The 24,458-nt window shown below is 68.4% G+C and carries 20 protein-coding genes; 11 read left to right on the plus strand and 9 right to left on the minus strand.

The annotated features are described in order from the left end of the window. Positions 1 to 30: 30 nt before the first annotated feature. From ACPW96_RS20545 to ACPW96_RS20555, 3 genes are read right to left on the minus strand one after another with little or no spacing between them, the layout of a single operon-like run. Complete coding sequence (locus ACPW96_RS20545) at positions 31 to 1,455, minus strand: FGGY family carbohydrate kinase (protein ID WP_425885360.1); 1,425 nt, start codon at positions 1,453 to 1,455, stop codon at positions 31 to 33. Beyond that, complete coding sequence (locus ACPW96_RS20550) at positions 1,452 to 2,894, minus strand: FGGY-family carbohydrate kinase (protein WP_425885362.1); 1,443 nt, start codon at positions 2,892 to 2,894, stop codon at positions 1,452 to 1,454. The genes ACPW96_RS20545 and ACPW96_RS20550 overlap by 4 nt, the downstream gene beginning before the upstream one ends. Before the next feature lie 13 nt (positions 2,895 to 2,907). After that, positions 2,908 to 3,747 carry a class II fructose-bisphosphate aldolase gene (locus tag ACPW96_RS20555; protein WP_425885364.1) on the minus strand — a complete coding sequence of 280 codons (840 nt, stop codon included), beginning with the start codon at positions 3,745 to 3,747 and terminating at the stop codon, positions 2,908 to 2,910. Positions 3,748 to 4,276: 529 nt separating this feature from the next. Between ACPW96_RS20555 and ACPW96_RS20560 the strand changes: the two genes are divergently transcribed. The 10 genes from ACPW96_RS20560 (at position 4,277) to ACPW96_RS20605 (ending at position 15,022) form a co-directional block, all read left to right on the plus strand. Then, positions 4,277 to 5,284, plus strand: a complete 1,008-nt coding sequence (locus tag ACPW96_RS20560) for a phosphodiester glycosidase family protein (protein WP_425885365.1) — start codon at positions 4,277 to 4,279, stop codon at positions 5,282 to 5,284. Between the two features lie 6 nt (positions 5,285 to 5,290). Then, positions 5,291 to 6,442, plus strand: coding sequence for a glycosyltransferase (locus tag ACPW96_RS20565; protein WP_425885367.1), 1,152 nt, complete (start codon positions 5,291 to 5,293; stop codon positions 6,440 to 6,442). Next, complete coding sequence (locus ACPW96_RS20570) at positions 6,439 to 7,047, plus strand: DUF4956 domain-containing protein (RefSeq protein WP_425885369.1); 609 nt, start codon at positions 6,439 to 6,441, stop codon at positions 7,045 to 7,047. Before ACPW96_RS20565 ends, ACPW96_RS20570 begins: the two co-directional genes overlap by 4 nt. After that, positions 7,047 to 7,898, plus strand: a complete 852-nt coding sequence (locus ACPW96_RS20575) for a polyphosphate polymerase domain-containing protein (RefSeq protein ID WP_425885371.1) — start codon at positions 7,047 to 7,049, stop codon at positions 7,896 to 7,898. Before ACPW96_RS20570 ends, ACPW96_RS20575 begins: the two co-directional genes overlap by 1 nt. After that, positions 7,883 to 9,625 carry a carbohydrate-binding domain-containing protein gene (locus ACPW96_RS20580; protein ID WP_425885372.1) on the plus strand — a complete coding sequence of 581 codons (1,743 nt, stop codon included), beginning with the start codon at positions 7,883 to 7,885 and terminating at the stop codon, positions 9,623 to 9,625. Before ACPW96_RS20575 ends, ACPW96_RS20580 begins: the two co-directional genes overlap by 16 nt. A gap of 219 nt (positions 9,626 to 9,844) precedes the next feature. Next, complete coding sequence (locus tag ACPW96_RS20585; protein ID WP_425885374.1) at positions 9,845 to 10,321, plus strand: hypothetical protein; 477 nt, start codon at positions 9,845 to 9,847, stop codon at positions 10,319 to 10,321. Positions 10,322 to 10,592: 271 nt separating this feature from the next. Further along, positions 10,593 to 12,005, plus strand: coding sequence for a ferredoxin reductase family protein (locus tag ACPW96_RS20590; protein WP_425885376.1), 1,413 nt, complete (start codon positions 10,593 to 10,595; stop codon positions 12,003 to 12,005). A 107-nt stretch (positions 12,006 to 12,112) separates the two neighbouring features. Further along, a complete protein-coding gene (locus ACPW96_RS20595; protein WP_425885377.1) occupies positions 12,113 to 13,552 on the plus strand; it encodes a ferredoxin reductase family protein in 1,440 nt (479 codons plus the stop codon). Positions 13,553 to 13,577: 25 nt separating this feature from the next. Further along, positions 13,578 to 14,117, plus strand: coding sequence for an FMN-binding protein (locus ACPW96_RS20600; protein ID WP_425885379.1), 540 nt, complete (start codon positions 13,578 to 13,580; stop codon positions 14,115 to 14,117). A 71-nt stretch (positions 14,118 to 14,188) separates the two neighbouring features. After that, positions 14,189 to 15,022 carry an FAD:protein FMN transferase gene (locus ACPW96_RS20605; protein ID WP_425885380.1) on the plus strand — a complete coding sequence of 278 codons (834 nt, stop codon included), beginning with the start codon at positions 14,189 to 14,191 and terminating at the stop codon, positions 15,020 to 15,022. On the opposite strand, the gene ACPW96_RS20610 is transcribed toward ACPW96_RS20605, so the two are convergent. The 5 genes from ACPW96_RS20610 to ACPW96_RS20630 form a co-directional block, all read right to left on the minus strand. Beyond that, positions 14,978 to 15,958: a sensor histidine kinase gene (locus ACPW96_RS20610; RefSeq protein ID WP_425885382.1), complete on the minus strand. Its 981-nt coding sequence runs from the start codon at positions 15,956 to 15,958 to the stop codon at positions 14,978 to 14,980. The genes ACPW96_RS20605 and ACPW96_RS20610 overlap by 45 nt on opposite strands. Further along, positions 15,955 to 16,635 (minus strand): response regulator transcription factor, encoded by a 681-nt coding sequence (locus ACPW96_RS20615; RefSeq protein WP_425885384.1) that lies wholly within the window; start codon positions 16,633 to 16,635, stop codon positions 15,955 to 15,957. Before ACPW96_RS20615 ends, ACPW96_RS20610 begins: the two co-directional genes overlap by 4 nt. A gap of 101 nt (positions 16,636 to 16,736) precedes the next feature. Then, positions 16,737 to 18,767, minus strand: a complete 2,031-nt coding sequence (locus ACPW96_RS20620) for a hypothetical protein (RefSeq protein ID WP_425885385.1) — start codon at positions 18,765 to 18,767, stop codon at positions 16,737 to 16,739. Continuing rightward, positions 18,764 to 20,323 (minus strand): family 43 glycosylhydrolase, encoded by a 1,560-nt coding sequence (locus tag ACPW96_RS20625; protein WP_425885387.1) that lies wholly within the window; start codon positions 20,321 to 20,323, stop codon positions 18,764 to 18,766. Before ACPW96_RS20625 ends, ACPW96_RS20620 begins: the two co-directional genes overlap by 4 nt. Positions 20,324 to 20,330: 7 nt before the next feature. Further along, positions 20,331 to 21,773: an MFS transporter gene (locus tag ACPW96_RS20630; protein WP_425885389.1), complete on the minus strand. Its 1,443-nt coding sequence runs from the start codon at positions 21,771 to 21,773 to the stop codon at positions 20,331 to 20,333. A gap of 132 nt (positions 21,774 to 21,905) precedes the next feature. Here ACPW96_RS20630 and ACPW96_RS20635 point away from each other — a divergent pair, with 132 nt between their 5' ends. After that, entirely contained in the window at positions 21,906 to 22,529 is a 624-nt protein-coding gene (locus tag ACPW96_RS20635; protein WP_425885390.1) for a TetR/AcrR family transcriptional regulator, read from the plus strand. A gap of 75 nt (positions 22,530 to 22,604) precedes the next feature. On the opposite strand, the gene ACPW96_RS20640 is transcribed toward ACPW96_RS20635, so the two are convergent. Further along, positions 22,605 to 24,449, minus strand: coding sequence for a phosphoenolpyruvate carboxykinase (GTP) (locus ACPW96_RS20640; protein ID WP_425885391.1), 1,845 nt, complete (start codon positions 24,447 to 24,449; stop codon positions 22,605 to 22,607). Positions 24,450 to 24,458: the final 9 nt, after the last annotated feature.

The raw sequence follows: 24,458 nt of genomic DNA on the forward strand, positions 1-24,458 counted from the left end.
ATCGCTGGCCGGCGTCCGCCGGTGCCTGAATCAGCCGGTGCTGTACCCGAGAAGGGCCTTGGCCGCCGTATGCTGCTCTCCGATGCGCGGCTCGAGCGCGGCGCCGGGCAACTCGGTGCTGGTCACCGACCACGACGGGAACGACCCGGTGAGAGCGGCTCCGGCCTGCATGCCCGCTCCCTTAGCCACGTACTCGTCGAGGACAGGAACGAGGACGGGAACGTCCACCAACTGCGGGAGGATCGTCTGCACTGCGGCGCTCTGAGCCGCGCCGCCGATGAGCAGCAGCCTCCTCACGGTGACGTCGCACGCCCGCAGAGCATCGAGCATGACGACCTGGCTGGCGAGGGTTCCCTCGATGACCGCGCGGGCGAAGTTCGGACGCGTGAAGTTCGTCAGGGAGGCGTGATGCAGCGAGCCTCGCGCTGCGGGGAGGTCGGGCGTCCGCTCGCCCACGAAGTAGGGCAGCAGAGTGAGGCCCTCGGCTCCGGGCGGCGACTGCAGAGCGAGTTCGGAGAGCTCCTCGTGGGTGACGCCGAGCACCGTGCCACCGATGTCGAGGTTGCGCGCGGCATTCAGCGTGGCCACCAAGGGAAGATGGTCGCCGGTGGCATCGGCGTAGCTGCACACATAGCCCGCGTAGTCGTGGACCGGCGCCGATGCCCGGGTGTATACGACTCCCGAGGTGCCCATCGAGAGAACGGCATCGCCTTCGCCCAACCCCAGCGCCAGCGCCGCGGCCGCATTGTCTCCGCTGCCCACGCCGATCGCGATTCCGGCGGGAACGCCGGGGATGCCGGCGCCCGTCACCCCCGCTTGCTCGAGGGGGTCGAGGATCGTCGGCAGGACCGCGGACTTTCCGAACGCATGCTCGAACAGGTCCAGGCAGTAGTCGCCGGTCTCCCCCGACCAGTACGCCGTACCGCTCGCCTCCGACCGGTCCGTGGTCAGCCGATCGATGCCGCCGACGCCCGGGCCGAAGCCCATCAGTCGCCAGGTCAGCCAATCGTGCACCACCGCGACCGCAGCCGTACGCCGCACCGCGTCGGCATCCACCTCTTGCAGCCACCTGAGCTTCGTGACCGTGTCGGAGAGGGTCAGCGGCAGCCCGGTGCGACGGATCCACTCGTCTCTGCCCAGTTCGCTGTTGAGGTCGACCATCTGCGCGTGGGATCCGGTGTCATTCCACAATGGTGAGTCGCAGACCACCTGGCCGTGCGCGTCCAGGAAGACCGGCGTGTGCTGCTGACCACTGACCGAGACGGCGGCAACGTCATCCAGCCCTCCCGCGCGATCCACCGCGGTGAGCAGCGCGCCCCACCAGGCGTTCGGATCTACGATCGTGCCGGGCGGATGTGAGGCCTTGCCCTCTCGGATCGAGGCGCCCGTGGAGAGATCTCGCACCGTCACCTTGCAGGCCTGCGTCGACGAGTCGATCCCCGCGACGAGCGTCATGCCGGCACATCCTTGAGGTACTCCCATTGCGGCCGGATGTCGTCGCGCCACTCGGAGAGCATCGCGTGACGGCCAGGGTCGACGAGCACATCCGCGGGTTCGCACGAGTCCCAGTCGCCTTGCTCACCTGATGCCAGCGACTGCGCTCCCCGGGAGACGACCTCGGGAAACCGCGACGCGCTGAGTGGTATGCCGAGCAGGTCGGCCTTCAGCTGAAGCCAGAGCGGATTCGCGCTTGCGGGTCCGATGACCTTGAGACGGTCTGGCCGCGTTCGAAAGAGTTCGAATACGTCCTCGAACTGCAAGGCGAGCCCCAGGAAGCAGCCGAAGACGATGTCTTCGCAGGTCGTGTCGGGCCGCAGGTTCGCGATCACCCCGCGCGCCGATGCGCGCTTCGTAGGCGGCGGGCTGCCACGGAACTGCGGCAGCACGAGCGGGATGTCGCGCAGATCAACCGCTCCGGCGAGATAGCGCTCGTGAAGGAGCGAGATGCAGTCCGACAGCTGCGAGGCCGTTATCCCCAGCATGCTCTGCAGGGTCGCGAACGCCGAGCCACCGGTGGGTATTGAAGCGAACAACGTGAAGTCCGAGCCGGCACACGAAATCCCGTTCGACAGCTTCGATCCCTCGGAGTGCTCGTCGACGCTGGGCATGTCGCGAAGGAACAGCAGACCCTCTGTGGTGCCGGTGGAGTTCAGCAGCTCGCCACGGCTCAGCTCGGCACCGACCGCGCCGACCATGTGATCGTGCCCTGCGACATGGACCTGGAGGTCTCTCGGCAGTCCCACTTCGCGGGCGAACTCCGCCGTGATCGCGAAGCCGTCGACCGCTGTGCGCAACGGCGGAAAGACGTCGACGTCGAGACCGACAAGCGCGCAGATCTCGGGCGACCATGCCCTTCCGTCGAGGTCCAGTGCCATGGTGCGGCTCGCCAGGGAGTATTCCGACCACCGACGGCCCGTCATCCTGGCCGCCAGGTATTCGGCGATGTTCAGCCACTGCGCACCCTCGGCAGCATCCGCATTCGCGACCGCCCACGCGACCTTCGACAGGCCGTAGTTGGCGTTCACCGGCAGACCGGTGACCTGATAGATCTCCTGGCGCTCGATCGCGGTCAGATGGGCCAGATAGTCCGCGCCCCGGTGATCGTGCCAGAGGATCATCGGCGAGGCGAGTGAAAGATCGGAGCGGACCAGACCCCCCGACTCGCCCACGCCCGTGATCGCGATGCGCTGCGCAACAGCGCGGTGTTTCGGGTCGAGACCTCTGATGAAGCCTTCGATCGCAGCCGTCAGCGCGTCCATGTCGTAGACGTCACCCCAGGCATCGGTCTGGGTGGGAGTGGAGATACGCGCCGACGCTCTGAGACTGCCACCGGCATCGAACATGCAGAGCTTGACGCTGGTGGTGCCGACGTCGACAGTGATCGTGGGGAGCACCGGGATACCTCGGCTATGCGACGGACGGATTGAACACGCGGATGCGGCGCTCGACGACATCTGCGATAGCTGCAACGGCGTCCTTCGAGACGCGGATCAGCGACACCTCGTTGGAGTTCGCCGCGTACGCCTCTCCGAACGTGCGGATCATGGCGTTGCGCAGATCGCTCGCGACGTTGACCTTCACCACGCCGAACTCGTGCAGTCGCCCGAGCTGCTCCTCAGGCAGTCCTGACCCACCGTGGATCACCAGTGGAACGGGGCTGGCATGGCGCACCTGGTCTAGCAGGTCGAAGTCGATCCGCGCATTCGGCACGTACCCGTGCGCGTTGCCCACCGAGACGGCGAGCATGTCGCAGCCCACAGCATCGACGAAATGGGCGACCTGGTTCGGATCCGTGGTGTCGGCGTGATCCGGGCCCACTTCGTCCTCCTTGCCGCCGATGCTCCCCAGCTCCGCCTCGAGGGCGATCTCGGACGCGCACAGTCGCCGCGCATGAGCGGAGGTCGCGATGTTCTCGTCAAAGGAGTACTCCGAGGCGTCGATCATGATCGACGTGAACTTGGCCGCCAGCGCGTCTTCGACGGAGGCGATGGTCTTGCCGTGATCGAGATGCAGCGCGACCCGGACATCGGTGTGCGCCAGCCGCCGGCTCACCATGTCGTATATGTACTCATATCCCGAGAGCGCGACATTGGTGGGGGCGACTTGGATGAAGGTCGGCACTCCGACCCGCTCGATCGCTTCGACGATGCCCATCGTCGTCTCGATGTTTGTGGTGTTGAACGCTCCGGCGACGAGGCCGCGCGCGGCGCATTCGTTCACTACATCGATGCCGCTGACCAAACCCATGAGGCGTCCTTTCGAACTGGAGAACCTGAAATCGCGGGGACTCACTCGCCCCGAGCCGATTCGGAAAGTGCGCTCAACGTGAGTTGCCCCTGAAGCGCTGAGAATTTCGGTGCGTTATGCGATGCGCCGCTTCCCCGCTCCGGCGGTCGCGCCCCGAATCGTGTCCCCATCATATCCGATTCCGTACGTATTGTCTAGTCTGTACGTACAAGCAAGCGGTCGGCACCGGGCCTGCGAAGTGCGAGCGGCGGGATGGCGCGATGGAAAGCGGGGGGACACCTCGGGGTCACTTGGCCCCAAAAGCGCCGACAGACACTTGGTCAGGCAGGAGCACACAGCCGAACGGAAATCTCATCCGTCCGAATCGGGGCCCCGATCCGCGCCAAACAGAGATGCTCGAAGTCCTTCAACCGGACGCAATTGAGACGCAAGCACTTCACCGGGGCGCATCCTGCGTGCGTAGCGCTTCTGGGCCTGCGCAAAGGCGTCGGCAACATCGTGCATAGGCGGCGTCCGTATCAACGTAGGCATGGATGCCACGGAACACACCGCAGACCCCACTCCACCCCGCAGCCGCCGTCGGCTGCGCAACAGCCTAGTCGCGGGCGGCCTCGTCGTCGTGCTCGCCGCGGGAGGCGGGGGCGCATGGGCTGCCGACCGCTTTCTCGTCGAGCATGTCGAGATCACCGATGTCAGCGCCTATGAAGCCGCCAACTCGACGGCCCCGGCCGAGGACTCGTCCGACGCCACCGATAGCGCATCGGACGCGACGACGGATGCCGGCGCCGTGCTCACCGACTCCAGCTATGTCGACGGCGAGACCTCCGTCACAGTGACTCAGGTGGTCACTGGGTCAGGCGACGACACGGTGACCTATTACGTCGCGGACGTCCTGCTCGACGATGCCACGACACTCCGCTCCGCTTTCGCCAAGGACCAGTTCGGCCAGAACATCACCGAGACGACGAGCTCGATCGCCGCGGCGAACGGCGCTGTCTTCGCCATCAACGGGGACTACTACGGGTTCCGCCACACCGGCATCGTCATCCGCAACGGCGTGATCTATCGCGACGCGCCCGCGCGCACGGGTCTCGCCTTCTACACCGACGGCACCGTCGAGGTCTACGACGAGACCATGACGTCCGCGGCGGATCTCCTGGCGAACGGAGTCTGGAACACCCTGTCGTTCGGGCCTGCGATCATCGAAGACGGCGCGGCGATCGCCGGCATCGAGGACCTCGAGGTCGACACGAACTTCGGCAACCACTCCATCCAGGGCGAGCAGCCGCGCACGGCGGTCGGGCTCATCGACGAGAACCACCTCGTGTTCGTCGTCGTCGACGGGCGCGCGACCGGCTACAGCCGGGGGGTCACGCTGACGGAGCTGGCCGACATCATGTTGAGCCTCGGCGCGACGACCGCCTACAACCTCGACGGCGGCGGTTCCTCCACGATGTACTTCGGGGGCGAGGTCGTCAATCAGCCGTCCAACGGCGGCGAGCGTGGTACCAGCGACATCCTCTACGTGGCGGGATGACCGGCGATGATCATCGTCATCCCGGCCTACGAACCCGGCGAACGGCTTCCGCAACTGGTCGGGCAGCTCAGTCGGGTGCCTGAGACCACCGTCCTGGTCGTCGACGACGGTAGCGGTGAGCCCTTCGACCGACACTTCAGGCGCGCGAGGGAGCTCGGGGCGCAAGTTGTGCGGCACGAGCGCAATCGCGGAAAAGGAGCAGCGCTGAAAACCGCGTTCCGGCACGTGGCCACCAACCACCCGGGTGCCGCTGTGGTGACAGCGGATGCGGATGGGCAGCACACAGTCGGCGACATCTTGGCCGTGGCGGACGAGCTGAGAGCGGATGCCGCGGCCGGCCGCCGCGAACTCGTGCTCGGGTGTCGTTCCTTCTCCGGCGATGTGCCGGTGCGGAGCCGGTTCGGCAACACCGTCTCCAGGGCGCTCTTCCGTTCGGCCGCGGGGTGGAGGCTCTGCGACACGCAGACCGGTCTTCGTGGGGTGCCCGCCGAAATGCTGCCGTGGCTGCTCGACGTGCCCGGGGACCGATTCGAGTACGAACTGCAGATGCTGCTGCGATTGCACGGCGCCGGGTTCTCCGCTCGCGAGCTGCCGATCCAGACGGTCTACCTCGAAGGGAACGCGTCGAGCCACTTCCGGCCCATCGTCGACTCGGTGCGGGTCACCCTGCCGCTCGCGGTCTTCGCGGGATCTTCATTCCTGGCCTTCCTCGTCGACGCCGCGGTCCTGTTCCTTCTCACGTGGCTGACGGGCTGGCTCACGGCATCCATCATCGGGGCACGCGCCGTCAGCGCGAGCGTCAACTTCGCAATCAATCGCCGGTACGTGTTCGGAAATCACACCGAACCAGGCGACTCCGCGGTCCGCGCACAGGCGGTGCGATACGCCGTGCTCGCGCTCGCGCTGCTCGCCTCGAACATCGTCTGGCTGAGCGCGCTGACCTCCTTCGGGGTGCCGCTGGTGCCCGCGAAGATCGTCACCGAGGTCGTGCTGTTCGTCACGAGCTACAACGTGCAGCGCACCTTCGTGTTCGGTGCGGGGCAGAGGAATGCGCGACCCGCGCAAATCGTAAGAGGCGCACACGCCTCGCATAGCAGACGCATAGCGACGCCGATTGGGATGGAATCCAGCCCACGAAACCCCAGGAGCTCCACATGACATTCACCCTCATCGCGATCGACCTCGCCGCCGCATTGATCCTCAGCCTCGCCCTCTACTACCGTCGGCACCGCCGTCGCGACCTCGTCGTCGCGTTCCTCGGCGTCAACGTCGGCGTGCTGGCCGTCGCCACGTCCCTCGGCTCGGCGGAGGTGGCGCTCGGCCTTGGACTCGGACTGTTCGGGGTGCTCTCGATCATCCGGCTGCGCTCCTCGGAGATCTCGCAGCGCGAGGTGGCGTACTACTTCTCCGCCCTCGCGATCGGCCTGGTGGCCGGGCTCCCCGCGGCGGACCCGCTGATCGCGGGCGGCCTCATCGCGCTCATCCTCGCCGTGATGTGGGGCGCTGACCACCCCCGCGTCCTCTCCCGGAGCCGGCACCAGACGGTGCTCGTCGACCGGGCGATCGCCGACGAGCGAGAGCTGCAGGAGGAGCTCGGCGCGCGGCTCGGCGGCGCGACCATCACCTCCTGCACCATCCAGCACCTCGACATGGTGAATGACACCACGCTGGTGGATGTCCGCTACCGCGCGGCCCCTCCGTCGACCCCCTCGCCATCGCGGCGGGCCACGGCGTCGGCCGCGCTCGCGGGGAGCGTGCGCTGATGCGGCCGCCGTCGCTGGACCGGTTCGCCCCCATCGGGCTCGAAGAGCTCGTCGCAGAGTCCGCCCTGCTGACCCGGGTCGACCGCAAGTACGTCGTTCCGCTGGCAGAGGCGTCGATGCTCCTCGAGCGGCTGAATGACGGCATGCGCGTGCTCGAGCTCGGCGGGCTCCGCGACTTCGCGTACGAGTCGATCTACTTCGACACCCCCGACCTGCTGAGCTTCCGGATGGCCGCGCAGCCGCGGCGGCGCCGGTTCAAGCTGCGCACGCGCACCTACCTCGACACGCAGGCATCATTCCTCGAGGTCAAGACCCGCGGGGCTCGCAGCGCGACCGTCAAGGACCGCATCCCGTACGAGCTCTCCGTGCGCGATCGGCTCACGGGCGACGCGCGCGACTACGCCGCCGACGCCCTCGCCGCCATCGGCGTCGAGCCCCGACGAGCCTCCGGCCTGGGCGCCACCATGACGACCCGCTACCGCCGCGCAACACTCGTGACCGCCGACGGCTCGGCCCGCGCGACGGTCGACACCGGCCTGCGATGGGACGACGCGTCCGGTGCGACCCTGTCGCTGCCGGCCCTCGCGATCATCGAGACCAAATCCGGTGCCCGCGCCTCCGAGGTGGACCGCGTGCTGTGGCGCGCCGGTCACCGCCCCGCGACCGTCAGCAAGTACGCGACAGGGCTCGCGGCCCTGCATCCCGATCTCCCCCGCAACCGCTGGTCGCGTCTGCTGCGCGGACCGTTCTCGGATGCCGCGGCATCCACGCCACCCGCATCCACTGCACACCCCACCTCCCTCCACCAGCCCGCACCCCACCCCGAGGAGTCCTCATGCGTCGCCGTCTGATCCTGTCCGCCACCCCGCTCGTTCTCGCCGCCGTCGTGCTCGCCGGGTGCGCGACCACCGCCATCCCCGCGCCGGCGTCGACCGCGACGACCTCCGCCGAATCGACGCAGACCGAGGTCGTCGCCGCGATCGACACCGAACTGACATCGGCCGCCGTTCTCGCGGCCAACGAGGACGCCACGGTCGTCCGCGACGACGAATGGTCGGATGCCGACGCCGTCGACATCGCCCTCAGCGGGTCATCGGCCACGACCGATGCCGAAGGCGTCACCGTCAACGGATCGACCGTCACGATCACCGCGGCCGGCGTCTACCGGCTGTCGGGGTCGCTCGAAGGTCAGGTTGTCGTCGCCGCCCCCGATGACGCCCTGGTCGTGTTGCTGCTCGACGGTGTCGACATCGCGAACACCGATGGCGCGGCCATCGAGGTGCAGACGGCGGACGATGTCGCGATCGCACTTGCAGAGGACAGCGTGAACGCGCTGTCGGACGCGTCGGCCTACGCCGAGGACGCTGACGTGAACGGCGCCCTCTTCAGCGAGGCCGACCTCACGATCACCGGCACCGGCCGGCTCACCGTCACCGGCAACGGAAACGACGGCATCACCAGTGAGGATGACCTCGTCGTCCTCTCCGGCGACATCACGGTCGAGGCCGTCAATGACGCCCTGCGCGGCAAGGACTCGCTCACCGTCGAGGGCGGCACGCTCGGGCTCACCGCCGGCGGAGATGCGCTGAAGAGTGACGAGGACGAGGACGCGACGCGCGGGTACATCGCCGTCTCCGGGGGCACCATCACAGCGGATGCCGGCGATGACGCGCTGTCGGCGACGACCGACGTGCTACTGACCGACGGATCCCTCGAGCTCACCGCGGGCTCGGGGACGACCACCTCGGCCGACGCGTCACCCAAGGCCGTGTCGGCCGGCATCGTGATCGTCGTCGAAGGCGGGTCCATCACCGCCGACGCGACCGACGACACGCTGCACTCCGACGGGTCCATCGGCATCTCCGGCGGCGAGCTGATGCTCGGCTCCGGCGACGACGGCGTGCACGCCGAAGCCGCCCTCCAGATCGGCGGCGGCACCCTCACCGTGACCGAGTCGGTCGAGGCGCTCGAGGCCACCGACATCACCATCAGCGGCGGCGATATCGACGTCACCTCCAGCGACGACGGCGTGAACGCCTCCGGCCCGAGCGCGACAGCCGAGGGCGGCGGATTGGGCGGCGGCGGCATGCAGGACAGCGGCGAGACACTGGTCATCACCGGCGGCACCCTTGTGGTGGATGCCGGCGGCGACGGACTCGACTCGAACGGCTCCGTGACGATCAGCGGCGGCGACAGCACGGTGTACGGCCCGACGAACGAGGGGAACGGCGCGCTGGACGCGAACGGCGAGTTCACCGTCACGGGCGGCACCGTGCTCGCGATCGGCAGCGCCGGGATGGCAGTCTCCCCCGGTGCGTCCTCGACGCAGCAGTGGATATCGGCGACGGCATCCGGAGCGGCCGGGGACGACGTGGAGATCACGGATGCCGCAGGCCAGGTCGTCGCGTCGTTCACCTCGCCGGAGGCATTCGCATCGGTCGTGTTCTCGTCGCCCGCCGTCACGGACGGCGCTCAGTACTCGGTCGCCGTCGGAGGCGCCGTCGTGGCCACCGTGACGGAGGGAACCGCGACCGCTGGTAGCGGCATGGGTGGCGGCGGCGGGGGCCGCCGCCCGTAGCCTCCCCACCGGCAGCGAGCCCGCTCGAGATGTCCGCGCAGCGGCCTATCCGAGTGTGAGAGAAGCCCCGGGTTCCCAGCGTTGCGTGGGATCTCGGGGCTTCCACGATCCAGACGCGCGTCAGTGGCGGACCGACGCGCGGTCGACCCTCACCTATGAACCTGCTGAGCGTCGCGGAATCTTGGACTCAGCTTGGAACGTGCCGCGAACAGTGAAGGCATGGCAAATCACGACTCGCACCCGACCGACCCTGACAGCACGCCCACGGGACCGTCCGACGGAGGACAATCGCAGGGCATTCCCACCTCGCCCACCGATCCAAACCACCAGTCGACGGTGCCGGCGGCGGCGCCACCGACCTCTCCGGTTTCGACCGCTGCCCCTGCCGCGGTCGCTGAGCCCACGCGTCCGGAAGAGCGCCCCTTCCTCCAGCGCACTTGGGTCCGCATCGCGGCAGCGGTTCTCGCGGCACTGATCCTGCTCGGCGCCGGATACGGCATCGGCTGGGCCGCGTCGCAGGGGTCCGATGGCTCCGACCGCTCGGGGACGGACGGCGACCGCCGGTCGAGCGAGCGTCACGGTGACGGCTCGAGCGACCAGCGCGAGCGCCGAGACCGTGAGGAGGCTGACGAGGACACGAACTCGACACCCACACCCACACCGACGCCGACGCCGTCCTCCACGAGCACCTCCTGAGCGGCCTGGGACATGCCGCACGAACTCGCAGCGCCCTCGGAAGACTCCGGCGTGGCACGCCGCGGACGGGGCACACATCGCACACCCCACAGGGGGCTGTGGGGGATGATCTCCGCGATGACATCCGTCTCCCTCGTGGTGGGCGCCGTCGTGTACGGAGTGACCCTCGGGAGCAATGGGCCCGCCCTATCGCCTGTCTCGGCACCCGCAGCCGAAGCGCCTCCATTGCGCGTGCCTGCTGAGACAACGACTCCGCCGACGGACAACAGACGTGATCGGAGCGAGCACGGACACGGGGACGGGCGCATACATGGCCGTGGCTGAGGCGGCGCCCCCGCGCGCCAGCCTCCCACGCTCCCGGCCCCTCGCGCCGACGACGACACCCCACCTGCTCACGACACGGATCGTTCTCGCCGTGTTCGGGCTCGGTGCTGCGGCCGTCATCGGGTTGGCCGTCGCGCACGCCCCGCAACCTGTCATCCTCAACCTGCCCCTTACGGCGCATATCGCCGGTCTTCTGGCCGGGTACGCGGTGACCGCGATGATCCTGATGATTGCGCGCACGCCGCTCCTCGAGCACAACATCGGCGCCGACAGGATGTCGCGCTGGCACGGCATCCTCGGCCGATGGACGATCGCACTCATCGTCGTTCACGCGGTCGCCGCCACGCTGGGTTGGGCGGAGGCACGGAACCTTCCCATCACCCTCGCAACAGGCCAGGTGCTTCAGATGCCGGGACTCCCGGCCGCGGCCGTGTCGACCGCACTGTTCCTGATCGTCGGAATCGCCTCCGCTCGCAGCGCGCGCCGTCGACTCCGCTACGAGACGTGGCATGCCATCCACCTGCTCACCTACGTGGCCATCGCGCTCGCGTTCGCGCACGAGCTCGCCGGTCCCGACCTCGCCGGTCACCCGGAGATTCAGATCGCGTGGAGCATTGCGTACACCCTAAGCTTCGCGCTGCTCATCCGCTACCGGGTCCTCGCACCACTTCTTCATGCGGCCCGGCACCGACTGCGTGTCACCGCCGTCGTTCCCGAGGGCGAGGGGGTGGTGAGCATCTTCATCAGCGGTGTCGCCCTGAGGGATCTCGACGCTCAGCCGGGTCAGTTCTTCCGCTGGCGATTCGTCACCCCCCGCACCTGGTTGACAGCACATCCGTTCTCGCTCTCGGCTCCCCCCGCTGATGGCAGCCTCCGCCTCACCGTCAAAGCTGTGGGCGACGGGACTCGCGCCCTGCGCTTCTTGAGACCGGGGACCTTCGTTGTGGCTGAAGGTCCCTACGGTGCCATGACCGAGCGTCGGCGTACACGACGGGGAGTGCTGCTCATCGCAGGTGGCGTCGGCATCACCCCCATGCGAGCCCTCTTCGAGTCGCTGTCGCACCGCGGTGGACCGCTGACTCTCATCTATCGCGCACCCACGATCGAGGACATCCTGTTCCGTCGGGAGCTCGAAGCGATTGCCCGGCAGCGTGGGGCGGCGCTGATCTATTGGACAGGTCGGTCCGCCGACCCTCGCAGCGCCGTCACGCCCGCGAATCTGCTCGCGCAGGTGCCGGACCTCGCGGGCCGGGATGTCTATCTCTGCGCCGGCCCGGCGCTGACCGCAGCGACGACTTCGGCGCTGCGCGCTGCGGGACTGCCTCGCCGCCACCTGCACTGCGAAGAATTCAGCTTCTGAGCCCCGGCGAGGGGGGAGATCTGCCGCTCGCTAGGCGTAGCCTATGAGCTCGCCGTGATGGGTCGATTCTTAGCCGTCCCTCAGAGCGCTGCGTCGACGATCGGGTCATGACCACCTTCGCTCCTGGCACCCGGCCGGTCGGCCCGAGTCCGACGACACCGACCGTACCCACACCGGCGTTCGGAGAGCGCGGCGCTCGAACCGCGCTGTGGCACGCCGCGGCGACGACCGTCATCTGGCTCACGAGCCTGTTCGTCGTGGCGCTCTGGGTGGCGGGCGGCGGGGTGACCGCCACGCTCGGCGTGAACGCCGAAACGCTGACGACCCTGGGCCGCCTGACGGGTCTGGTGTCGGCGAACCTGCTGCTGTATCAGGTGCTGCTGATGGGGCGCATCCCCCTGTTCGAGCGCGGGTTCGGCCGCGATGCGATGACCCGCATGCACCGATTCGTCGGGTTCTGGTCCTTCTGGCTGCTGGTCGCCCACATCGTGCTGCTCGTGCTCGGCTACGCGGCAACGGCCGCGATCAACCCGTTCGTGCAGCTGTGGGAGTTCATCTGGAACTACCCCGGCATGCTGCTCGCCGCCGCCGGCACCCTTCTGATCGTGCTGGTCGTCGCGACCTCGATCCGTCGTGCGCGCAAGAAGCTGTGCTACGAGTCGTGGCATCTGCTGCACCTCTACGCCTACCTCGGCGTTGGCCTGGCCCTCCCCCACCAGCTGTGGACGGGCGCAGACTTCCTGTCCTCACCAGTGGCCACCGCCTACTGGTGGATCGTGTGGGCGGCGGCAGCGGCATCCGTCCTCGTCTTCCGCATCGGCGTGCCGCTGGTGCGTTCGGCTCGCCACGGGATCCGAGTGACCGCGATCGAGCCCGATGGTGACAGCGGGGTGACGGTGCGAATGTCGGGGCGCGCGCTGCACCGACTCGGCGCGCGCGCCGGCCAGTTCTTCGTCTGGCGGTTCGTCGACGGCGCCGGCTGGACCCGCGGCCACCCGTTCTCCCTCTCGAGCGCACCCACGGGTCGCGGCCTCACCGTCGCCGCCAGGATCGGCGGCGACGGCACCCAACGGCTCACGACGCTGCGCCCGGGCACACGCGTGCTGATCGAAGGACCTTACGGACACATGACAGGTGCCGCGCGGAAGGGCACCAAACTGCTCATGATCGGCGCCGGCGCCGGAGTGGCACCGCTGGTCGCCCTCTTGGAGGAACAGGCCTACGCTCCCGGCGACGCAACGCTCGTGACACGGGATCACACCGAGGCCGCCGCCCTCCGGCAGGACGCGATCCGGCACCTCGCCATCCACCGGGGCCTGCGTCACGTCGACCTGTCGGGCCCCCGGGCCCGCACCGCCTCACCGTGGCTGTCTGCGAGCCACAGCGCCTGGCGCGGGCCCGACGTGATCCGTTACCTCGCACCGGATCTCGACACGTACGACGTGTACTTGTGCGGGCCGGTCGCCTGGATGAAGGCCGTCGACAAGGACCTGCGGACAGCGGGCGTCGCGGGCGACCGCATCCATTCCGAAGCGTTCACCATCTGAATCCCAGGAGTCGTGAGAAGCCACCATGAAGAAGATCGTCTACGCCCTGCTCGCAACAATCAGCGGGATCGTGCTGCTGTTCAGCTATCGCACCTCTCTCGAAGCGGTCGAGCCGATCGCCTCGACCGGACCAGCAACCTCGAGTGACGCGACGACGACCGCTCCCGTAACCCCCGACGACTCATCGTCTGACGGCACATCCACCGGCTCGTCCTCCACCGGATCAGCGACGGAATCATCTGACGGGGCGTCGAGCGACACGACATCCGAAACCACGTCCGGCCTGGTCGACGGGACCTATACGGGGGCCGCGGCCGACACCCGCTATGGGCCGGTCCAGGTCGCGATCACGGTGTCCGCGGGTCAGATCAGCGACGTGCAGGTCGTCGACTACCCGAACAGCGACCGGCGCGACCAGCAGATCAACCAGCGAGCCATCCCGATCCTCGTCTCCGAAACGACGCAGACCCAGAGCGCTCAAATCGATATGGTCTCGGGTGCGACCTACACGAGCGATGGGTACATCGCGTCATTGCAGAGCGCGATCGATCAGGCGCAGAGCTGATGCGCAGCCTCGCGGCCCGGCTTCCCCGAACACGGCCCACTCGGTTCGTGCGCATAGAGGAGATGATGGGGATGCCGATCAGCATCCATGTTCTCTCGCACGCCGACGAGCTCGGTCCGGTCTCGGAAGACGCGATCGCCGCCTGCTTCGCCGAACTGAGCGAGATCGACCGCGTCTTCTCGACCTACCGCGACCACTCCGACATCCGCCGCATCGCGCGAGGCGAACTCCGGCTGGTCGATGCGGATCCCCGAGTCGGGGAGGTCGAGGCCGCGTGCCGCAGCGCTGCGGTCCAGACCCGGGGGCTGTTCTCGGCGATGTGGCGGGGCTGGTTCGACCCCACCGGCTACGTCAAAGGGTGGTCCGTCGAGACCGCCGCCCGCCGGCACCTCGCGCCGCTCCTCGGCCGGGATCGGGTCGCGGGCACCGGGATCGGCCCCATCGCCGTCGGCATCAACGCGGGCGGAGACATGCAGCTGTTCACGGTCCGTGGCACGGGGTGGCGCTGGAATGTCGGGATCGCCGACCCCCGGCGCCCCGGCGAAATCATCGCCAGCCTCCAGATAGAGAACGGGGCGGTCGCCACCTCCGGCACCGCCGAGCGGGGCTCCCACGTCATCGACCCCCGCACCGGCGAACCCGCGCGGGGCGTCGTCAGCGCGACGGTCGCGGCCGACAGTCTCACCCATGCCGACCTGTGGGCCACCGCGGCCGTCATCGGAGGCCTCGACGACCGATCGTGGCTCCCCGGTGTCGGCGAGAGTACGGGCCTCCTGATCGCCGACGACGGCCGAGTGACCCGGTGGCTCGACGGCGTCTCGATCGACGTCGTCGACGAGGACGACACCTGGACCGGGCTCTCACACGGCGATCGGCAGCCTCAGCAGGAACGTCGTTCCTTCTGACGAGGTGCTCTCCACCTCGACGCTGCCACCGGCGCGGACGGCGACATCCCGCACCAGGGAGAGCCCGAGCCCGAATCCGCGTCGCCTCCCGCTCTCGGACGATCGGGCGAACCGCTCGAAGACGGCGTCGTGAGCGATCCCGTGGATGCCCGACCCACGATCTCCGACCCGGATCGCCACCTGACCGGCCTCCACGTCGACACGTACCGTCACGGGCGAGTTGCTCGGCGAATGCTGCACCGCGTTGTCGACAAGTGCGACGACGAGCCGCACGAGCGTGACGGAGGGCAGCAGCACAACGGCATCCCGGCGGACATCGACAGCGAGCGGGACCCCGGCTTCGTCGGCGAGCGGCCGGAAGGACTCCACCGCGATCCGCACGGCTCCCGCGACCGACGTCGGCTCCCCCGCAGTTCCGGCCCCACCCTCGGCCGCGAGCAGCAGGTCGTTCAGCACGTCGTTCATCATGGCGGCATCCGCCCGCAGATCGACGATCGTGTCATCGATCGGTTCGCCGCGCTCTTTCCTCCGCTGCAGCAGCTGGATGCGACTGCTCAGCGTCGTGAGCGGCGTGCGCAGTTCGTGGGATGCATCGGCGACGAAGTTGCGCTGCAACCTCAGCGCCTCGCCGAGCGGACGCACCGATCGCCGCGCTGCCAGCCATGCGACCAGTGCCAGCAGCAGCACACCGACGATCCCGAGCACGATCACGAGCGGCAGCACCCGATCGGCGTCTATCACTAAAGCGTCGCCCGATGCTCGGCCCTGGCGGGTCTCCCCACCGCGCCCGCCCCCCTCTGGTCGCCTGCCGATCAGGATCACCGCGATGAGGATGCCGACCCCCGCGGCGATGACGATCGCCGACGCGGTGGCGACGTAAAGGCCGATCGAAAGCGCCGCCCGCTGCACGCGGCGCTGGTCCTCCGCGTCGCTCACGAAGGATTCCCGGCTCGGTAGCCACGCGCACGCACGGTCTCGATCATGTCCCGTGTGGACTTGCGCCGCACGTAGTGCACGTACGTGTCGACGGAGCTGGTCGTCTCACCTTCCCGGAACACCGCCTTCAAGATCTCCTCGCGACTGAACACGTGCTCGGGGCTGCCGCTGAGCAACTCGAGCAACGCGTTCTCCGTCGCCGTCAGCGCAATGCGATAGCCGCTCGGGTCGTACAGCGCCTGCGAATCGGGAGCGTAGGCCCACTCACCGAGCCAGCGTCGCCCGGCATCGGCCCGGAACGCTCGCCGAAGCGCCCGCAGCCGCGCGAGCAGCTCGTCGAAGTCGAACGGCTTCACAAGGTAGTCATTGGCTCCGCCGTCGAGGCCCGAGACGCGATCGCTGACCGCACCGAGCGCGGTGAGCATGAGGATCGGCGTAGTGATGCGGGCGGTGCGCACGGCGCGGACGAACTGCACGCCGTCCATGCCCGGCAATCGGCGGTCGACCACCATGGCGTCGTAGCGGCCGCCCAGCGCGAGCCGCAGGCCGGCCTCGCCGGTCGGCGCGTGATCGACGTCGTAGAACTCGGAGAGCACCTGCACCGTCATGGCCGCGATGCCGGCGTCGTCTTCGACGTAGAGCAGCATGCCGCGCGCCAGGTCACCACTGTCAGACACCGTCTTCTCCCCCGTCGTTGTCCGGGCGAGCTTACGGCGACACCTTTTGCGTGACCTGGATGCGGCATCCTCCCGCCGCACCGCCCCCGACTGCGGTCCAGCTACGGGGTGACGGTGACCCGCGCCCGCACGATGTTCTGCACGCGCGCGTGCGGGTCAGAGGCATCGCCGCCGGTCTGCGCACTGACGCGCACGGCGATGAAGTGGGTGCCGGGGGCGTCGAACGTGCGCTGCTGCTCGAACACGACGGAGCCCGCCGGAGCGAGGACCATCGGCTCACCGAGCCGCTCTTCGCCGCCGATTTCGGTCACGACATCGACCAGCTCGACGATGACACCCCCCGCCGTGGCGTCCGCCTCAACCCGCACCGACACCGGTTCGCCGACGCGCACGGATGCGCTCGATGACCCGTTGACAGTGAGCGTCGCGACGGGCTGCACGCCGCGACGCTCCGCTGCGCCTTCTGGGACGACGACCTGGCCGTCGACAATCTCATAGGCAGTGGTGGGCGAGGGCTCGACGCCGTCCTCGACCCAGGCGGCGAGCTGACGCAGCGCGGTCTCGAGCGCACCGACGTAGGCGACGCTGCGGGCGGGGAACTCCTGCGGATCGTCGTCCCCGTGCAGCGCATTGTCGACGTACCACAGGCGGAAACTGTCATCGACGGCGTCACCGAGGTGCCCGGTGACCCGTGCCCGGTACCAGTCCGCCTGCCACGGGAACGCCTCGCGGTCGAGCAGGCACGCGACGACGATCATCTTGCCGGTGATCCGCCCCGACGGGACGGTTCCGGACGCGCCCTGGGTCATCAGGGGCCCGAGCAGCATCGGCCGCTGCGGAAGAGCCAGGGCTCCATCGGCATCCCGGAACTGGTCCCAGGCGGCGTACTCGGGACCCGGAACCTGGTGTCGGTGATAAGTCTGCGCCGCGAGGAAGCTGGAGTTGTCGAGTGCCACGGTGTCGCCCGTCGCGAGCGCTGCGAGGAGCTCGCCTTGACCGGGCTCGACGAGGGCAATATCGCCGTCGACGCCCGACAGGCGGAGAACGGCTCCCGTGGCAGCCCCCGAGAGCACGGCGAGCTGGGCACCGAGGATCCACCCGGTCGGAGCCTCCGCAAGCCGGAGTCCGGAGACCTGCAAATCGGATGCCGCGTGCAGGAACGACTCGTCGACACCACCCGCGACGAGCTGTTCCTCACGGGTCGCGGTCTCGGCGAGCAGTTCGGAGATCGTCGTCGTCAGCTGAACGCGGTCGCGGTGCACCGAGGATGCCGGGTCCGCACCGAGGTAGCCCTCCACCCTCCAGAAGTCGTCGGCGAAGGTCGGATCCATGTACATGACGCCGGGGTACAGCACGCTGAAGGCGTGCATGCCCATGGTGCGCCACCCGAACCAGGACCTCGGGGGGAAGCCCATGCGCGTGACCTCGTCGAGGGCCTCGCGCTGCTCGGCGGTCAGGTCGAGCGCCGCAGGGTCGCCACCGACGTCGTACGCGTCGACGATCGACGGGAACACGTCGCGGAGGATCCGCTGCGCGTGCATCCGCACGCTGAAGACGTTGGGCATCGCCATGGGGCTGCCCGGCACGTACGGCACGAAGCCGTCCCACACGCCCTGGGTGTTCTCAGCCGATCCGATCGTGCGGTACGCGCCGCCGCTGCCGCCGTAGAGGTAGCCGTAGGGTCGCGCGGCACCGTAGAGCTCCCCTGCGACGACGCGCGAGAAGCGGGCGGCGGCGGCGCTGGCGCGGAAGGCGCCGATCGTCGGGTCGATGCCGGACATCGGATTCGCGGCATCCGGACCCCCGCCGTTGGTCTCGACGAAGTACGCGCCGCTGTCGATGGAGAAGGCGATCTTGTTGAACGCGTCCAGCGACTCGTGCGCGAGGTTCTCGCTCTGCGCAACGGGCGTCACGTGCTGGAAGAATCGCCCGCCGTACGCCTCCGACTCGGGGTAGTAGAACGAGAAGCGGGTGTCGGTGCCGTGGAAGCCGCCATGGACATAGCGGTGACGCACCGGCGCGTTGCGCCACTCGTCGACGTCGATGTAGGGCTCTCGGAAGAGCTCATCCGGCTCGTCGGTGACCCACGCGGTCTCGGTGAGCAGTGCCGCAGCGGTCTGATCGATGCTCATAGTTCCACTCTCTCTCCGGGCTGCGCGAGGCCGTTCCGGCCATCGCCGCCCTGATAGGCGAAGTCGCGGAAGCGGACCTCGCCCGACTCGGCGAACGGGCCGATGACCCGTCCGGTGAAGGATGCGGCGGTCTCGGCCGACCAGAAGCGTCCGTCCAGCTCCGCCACCACGACGTCGCGGCCGTCTGTTCCGACGGCGGTGATGACGATGCGGTCGCCGCCGGCGCCGTCGTTGGGCATGAAGCGGCGTGGGCGGCGGGTGCTGATGCGAAGCATCACCTCGTCGCCGGGCACGTCCTCATGGAAGGACTGCCGGATGCCGGGGAGGGCGGCGACCACGGTCACGAGGGTCCGTTCGGCGGTGCTGCTGCGTGCGGTCGCGGTGATGTGGAATCGCTCGTTGTAGCGCAGGCCGAGTCCGCCGATACCGTCTCGTGGGCGCACCCGGATCGATGTGTCGCTGTCGAGGTGTCGCTGTCGACGGCCGATGAACGCCGGCCGGCGCGCGTCGAGAGAGACACCGGGACCACTCATCGCCAGGCATCCGTCGATGACCGCCGCGACATCCCCTACCAGTTGGCCGACCGCTAACCAACCGGGGTCGGCCAGTTCAGCGGCGGACGACAGCCCGAACCGCTCCGCGCAGACGCCGTCATGCGGCGCCAGTTCGATCGGGGCGACGACCGGCCAGCCGTCCACCCACTCCACCGGCGTGGCGAACGTCTCGCGGCCCAGCGGAGAGAAGCTCAGGCCGGTGCCCAGCGGGCGAACACCGAGCGCGACGAATACATCGGTTCCGTCTGGGCCCTCGACCAGGTCGGCGTGACCGGTGTTCTGGACGGGGCTGGAGGTTCCGGCGGCCCGCAGGAGGGGATTCGCCGGGCCGCCGCTGAACGGCCCCTCGATGGAGGCACCGCGGGCGATACTCACCGCGTGGCCGCGCTCGGTGCCGCCCTCCGCGATCAGCAGGTACCAGAACGCGCCGCGGCGGTAGAGGTGCGGCGCCTCGGGAAACTGCAGACCGGTGCCCGACCACAGCGGGCGCGGCGACTCGAGTGCCTCACCGGTCGTCAGGTCGACGCGGAACTGCTCGATGCCGTCGTGGCGCCCTGGTTCCTCACCGGCCATGCGGTAGGCGGAGTAGGTGACGTACGCGTTGCCGGCGTCGTCCCAGGCCAGATCGGGGTCGATGCCGTCCACCGACGGGATGGGGGTCCCTTCGCTCCACGGTCCGGCGGGATCCGACGCGGTGAACACAACGCAGCCGCGCGGGCTGGCGGCGATCACCACGATCACGTAGAACACGCCGTCGCGGTGGCGGATCGTGGGAGCCCAGATCCCCATCCCCGATGGCGTCTCGGCCACCCCGCTCTGCGACATCCGCTCTGCGATGTTGCCGATGTGCTCCCACGAGACGAAGTCGGTGCTGCGGTAGACGGGCAGCCCGGGCATGTACTCGAACGACGAGGTCACGAGGTAGTAGACGCCGTCCACGCGGACGCACGAGGGATCGGGATTGAAGCCGGGCATCAGCGGGTTCGGATAGGACGAGGCCATGACGCGTCTACTTCACGCCCTTCAGCGGGAAGATGGCGACCGCGCCGAGCAGCACGAGTACGCCCGCCGCAACCCAGATTCCGACGTAGCCGCCCGTGACGGCGACGACCGTGCTCGCAAGGATCGGGCCGAGCGCCTGTCCGAGGTTCGAGCCGAGGCCGGCGACACCGAGGTCGCGGCCTGCGGCGCGCTTGTCGGGCAGCACGTCGATGAACAGCGCCTGGTCGACAGGGAGGTAGATGCCGAACGCGATGCCGCCGACGATCGCCTGGATGAACAGACCGGGGACGGTCGGCATCGCGATCGGGATGAGCATCGAGAGGGCCATCAGCACCGAGGCGACGATGACGAAGATGCGACGCTTGCCGAGCTTGTCGGAGAGCTTGCCCGCGATCAGCACCGCCAGGATCGTCACGGGAACGCCGGCGAGCAGCAGCAGCGGCGCGAGCGCAGTGGCCTCCGTCTGGCTGAGGGCGGGGTGCACATAGCTCTGCAGCATGTACAGGCTGAGCGCCGTCGACACCGTGTAGCCGAACGTGAGCAGGATGCGGGCGACCCACACCCAGCGGTAGTTGCGGTCACGAAGGGCGATGGTGAACCCGATGAAGAACTGCTTCCAGTTGAACGGCGTGACCTCGAGGTCCTTCGACGACCGGTCGCGGGCGAAGATCAGGAACATGACACCCGAGAAGGTGACGAACGCGGCGACGATGAAGTAGAAGTCCAGGCCGATGGTCGCGAAGAAGGCGCCGGCGAGCAGACCGCCGAGAAGGCCGCCGAAGAAGTTGCCGAATCCGCCGAGCGCCGAGGCGACACCGCGCCGGTTCTCCGGCATCCGGTCCGCGACCGTGGTGGCCAGCGGCCCGCTCGCCGTGTTCAGCACGGCCTGCGCGAGCATGAAGACGATCGCGAGGACGGCGATCGACGGCGCGAAGCGCATGAGCACGAGCAGCAGCGAGCCGACCACGGTGCCGAAGAGGATCCACGGAGCGCGGCGGCCCCACTTGCTGCGGGTGCGATCGGCGAACACGCCCACGATGGGCTGCACGAGCATCGTGAGGATGACGCCGATCGTGCTGATGATCGCGAGGGACTGGGCTCGGGCGGCGTTGAAGCCCGTGAGCAGCTCGAGCTGTCGCGCCTGCTCGGCGGTCGCGGTGGCGTTGCCGGCGTCGATCGACTGCTGCAGGATGGTGAGCTGCTGCAGATCGATGCTCGCGTCGGCCCCGGTGAACCAGTTGCCCATCTCGAGGATCTGCACGTGGTTCGGAAGCAGGATGCCGGTGACCGCGCCCCACACCGACGTGATTGCGATCGTCAGGATCGTGAACCAGGTGAGGTAGGCGCGTGACTTCACCCCACGGATGTAGATCGAGGATGTGCCGGGCTCGGCCGGCTCGAGGACGACGTCGCCCTTGGGTCTGGGCTCGGTGGCCGTTTCGCCGCTCATGTGTCTTCCCATCGTCAGTGATGTCCGACAGCGGGTGAACGTCCGTGTTTCTGGTGCTGCGTGTCGGTTGAAACCAGCATGCCATGCGGGATTCATTGTGCGCAAGTCGAAATCCGCATATCATGCTGTTTTATGGCAGCAGCACGCGGACCGTATGCGAAGGGCAAGGCGAAGCGCGCCGAGATCCTCGACGTCGCCCTCGAGGTGATCGCACGCGAGGGCTACACCGGTGCGACCGTGAAAGAGCTTGCGGATGCCGTGGGCCTCAGCCAGAACGGCCTGCTGCACTACTTCGGCTCGAAGGACGCCCTCTTCGCCGAGATCCTCCGTCGTCGCGACGAGATCGCCGAGATCGAGATCGACTTCGAAGAGCCGGACTTCATCGACGGACTCGTCGACCGGATCCTTTCCGCGGTCGACGAGGAGACCTCCTCGCCCGGCATGGAGCAGCTTTCGCTGCGTGTCACGGGCGAGGCGACGGAGCCGGACCATCTCGCGCATGACTATGTGCGAGATCGATACACCGGCATGAGGGCCGTCATCCGCAGCGGGCTGACGCGGCTGCAGTCGGAGGGACGGCTTGCCGCAGAGATCGACCCCGATATCACCGCGGCGCTGGTGTTCGCGTCGTGGGACGGTCTGCGGATCCAGTGGATGTACGACAAGTCGATCGACATCCACTCCCACATGGCCTATCTGCTGACCGCGCTGGGGATAGACCTCTCAGATCGCTCCAGCGCTGCGACCGGCGCATGACTCGTGTTCGGAAGAACTGCACGGCGCGTTCGGCTTCGCGCAGCCTCCAGGCGGTGCCGATCGGTTCTCCGCCGATCAGGTGGGGTCGGCGTTCATCTCCCATTGTTTGGGTGAGCGCCAGAGGGCGCTGGTGGTGAGGGAGCGGATCATCTCCATCTCCTTGGGGAGGCGGTTGTAGAGCTTCATGAAGAGCTCTTCCACGTCGAGGAGTTCGGAGGTCCAATCCCGGCGGTTGATGGCCATGCAGGCGAAGAAGTCTTCTTCGGAGAAGTCCAGGCCGTCCCAGGTGAGGTCTTCGTAGCGCGGCACCCACCCGATGGGGCTCTCGATCGCGAGGGCGCGGCCGCGGGAGCGGGCGACGATCCATTCCAGGACCCGCATGTTCTCCCCGAACCCGGGCCAGAGGAAGTTCCCGTCCTGGTCGCGGCGGAACCAGTTCACCTGGAAGATGCGGGGCGCGTTGCGGACGTTGCGTCCCAGTGCGAGCCAGTGGTTGATGTAGTCGCCCATGTGGTAGCCGGAGAACGGGAGCATCGCGAACGGGTCGCGGCGCACCACGCCCTGCTCCCCGAACGCCGCCGCGGTGGTCTCGGAGCCCATGGTCGCCGCCATGTAGACGCCGAACGCCCAGTTGAAGCTCTGCGCGACGAGGGGGATGGTGCCGGCACGGCGGCCGCCGAACAAGAACGCCCGGATCGGCACCCCTTGGGGGTCGTCCCACGCGTCGTCCAGCGCCGGGTTCAGTATCGCGGGCGAGGTGAACCGCGAGTTCGGGTGCGCCGCTTTCGTCCCCGACTCCGGAGTCCAGTCATTGCCCTCCCAGTCGATCGCGTGCGCCGGCTTCGGGCCGTCCATCCCCTCCCACCACACGTCTCCGTCGTCGGTGAGCGCCACGTTCGTGAAGATCGTGTCGGAGCGGATGGATTCCATCGCGTTGGGATTCGTCGCGTAGGAGGTACCCGGCGCGACGCCGAAGTATCCCGCCTCGGGATTGATGGCGAACAGGGTGCCGTCTTCGCCCGGTTTGATCCAGGCGATGTCGTCGCCGACAGTGGTCACCTTCCATCCCTCATCGGCGAAGGCCGGCGGCGGCACGAGCATGGCAAAATTCGTCTTGCCGCACGCGCTCGGGAAGGCAGCGGCGACATAGGTCTTCTCCCCCGCCGGATCCGTCACCCCCAGGATGAGCATGTGCTCGGCGAGCCAGCCATCGTCGCGGGCCATGGTCGAGGCGATCCGCAGGGCCAGGCACTTCTTCCCCAGCAGCGCGTTGCCGCCGTACCCCGACCCGTACGACCAGATCTCCAGCGTCTCGGGAAAGTGCACGATGTACTTCTCGCTCGGGTTGCAGGGCCACGCGACGTCCTGCTCGCCCGCGCCCAGCGGTGCCCCGACGCTGTGCATGCACGGGACGAACTCGCCGTCGGCGCCGAGCACCTCAGCCGCCGGGCGGCCCATCCGCGTCATGATCTTCGTGCTGACGACGGCGTACGGCGAGTCGGTGATCTGCACCCCCAGCTGGGCGATGGGTGAGCCGAGCGGGCCCATGCTGAACGGGACCACGTACATCGTCCGGCCGACCATCGACCCCGAGAAGAGGCCGCGGAGGATCCGCATCATCTCCCTCGGCTCCATCCAGTTGTTGGTCGGCCCCGCATCCTCCTCGCTGCGCGCGCAGATGAAGGTCCGCTCCTCGACCCGTGCGACATCACTCGCGTCGCTGCGGGCGAGGAAGCTGTGAGGTCGCTTCTCGGGGTGGAGCCGGATGAAGGTGCCCGCGTCGACGAGCTGCTCGCAGAGCGCGTCGTACTCCTCATCCGACCCGTCGCACCAATGCACATCGGTCGGCGTGCACAGACGCACCATCTCCTCGACCCAGTCGACAAGCCCCTGATGCTGGATCCAGTCCGGTGCGCTCATGTTCCGATC

The organism is Micromonospora sp. DT81.3 (genome assembly GCF_049847225.1).
GTDB lineage: Bacteria > Actinomycetota > Actinomycetes > Actinomycetales > Microbacteriaceae > Microbacterium.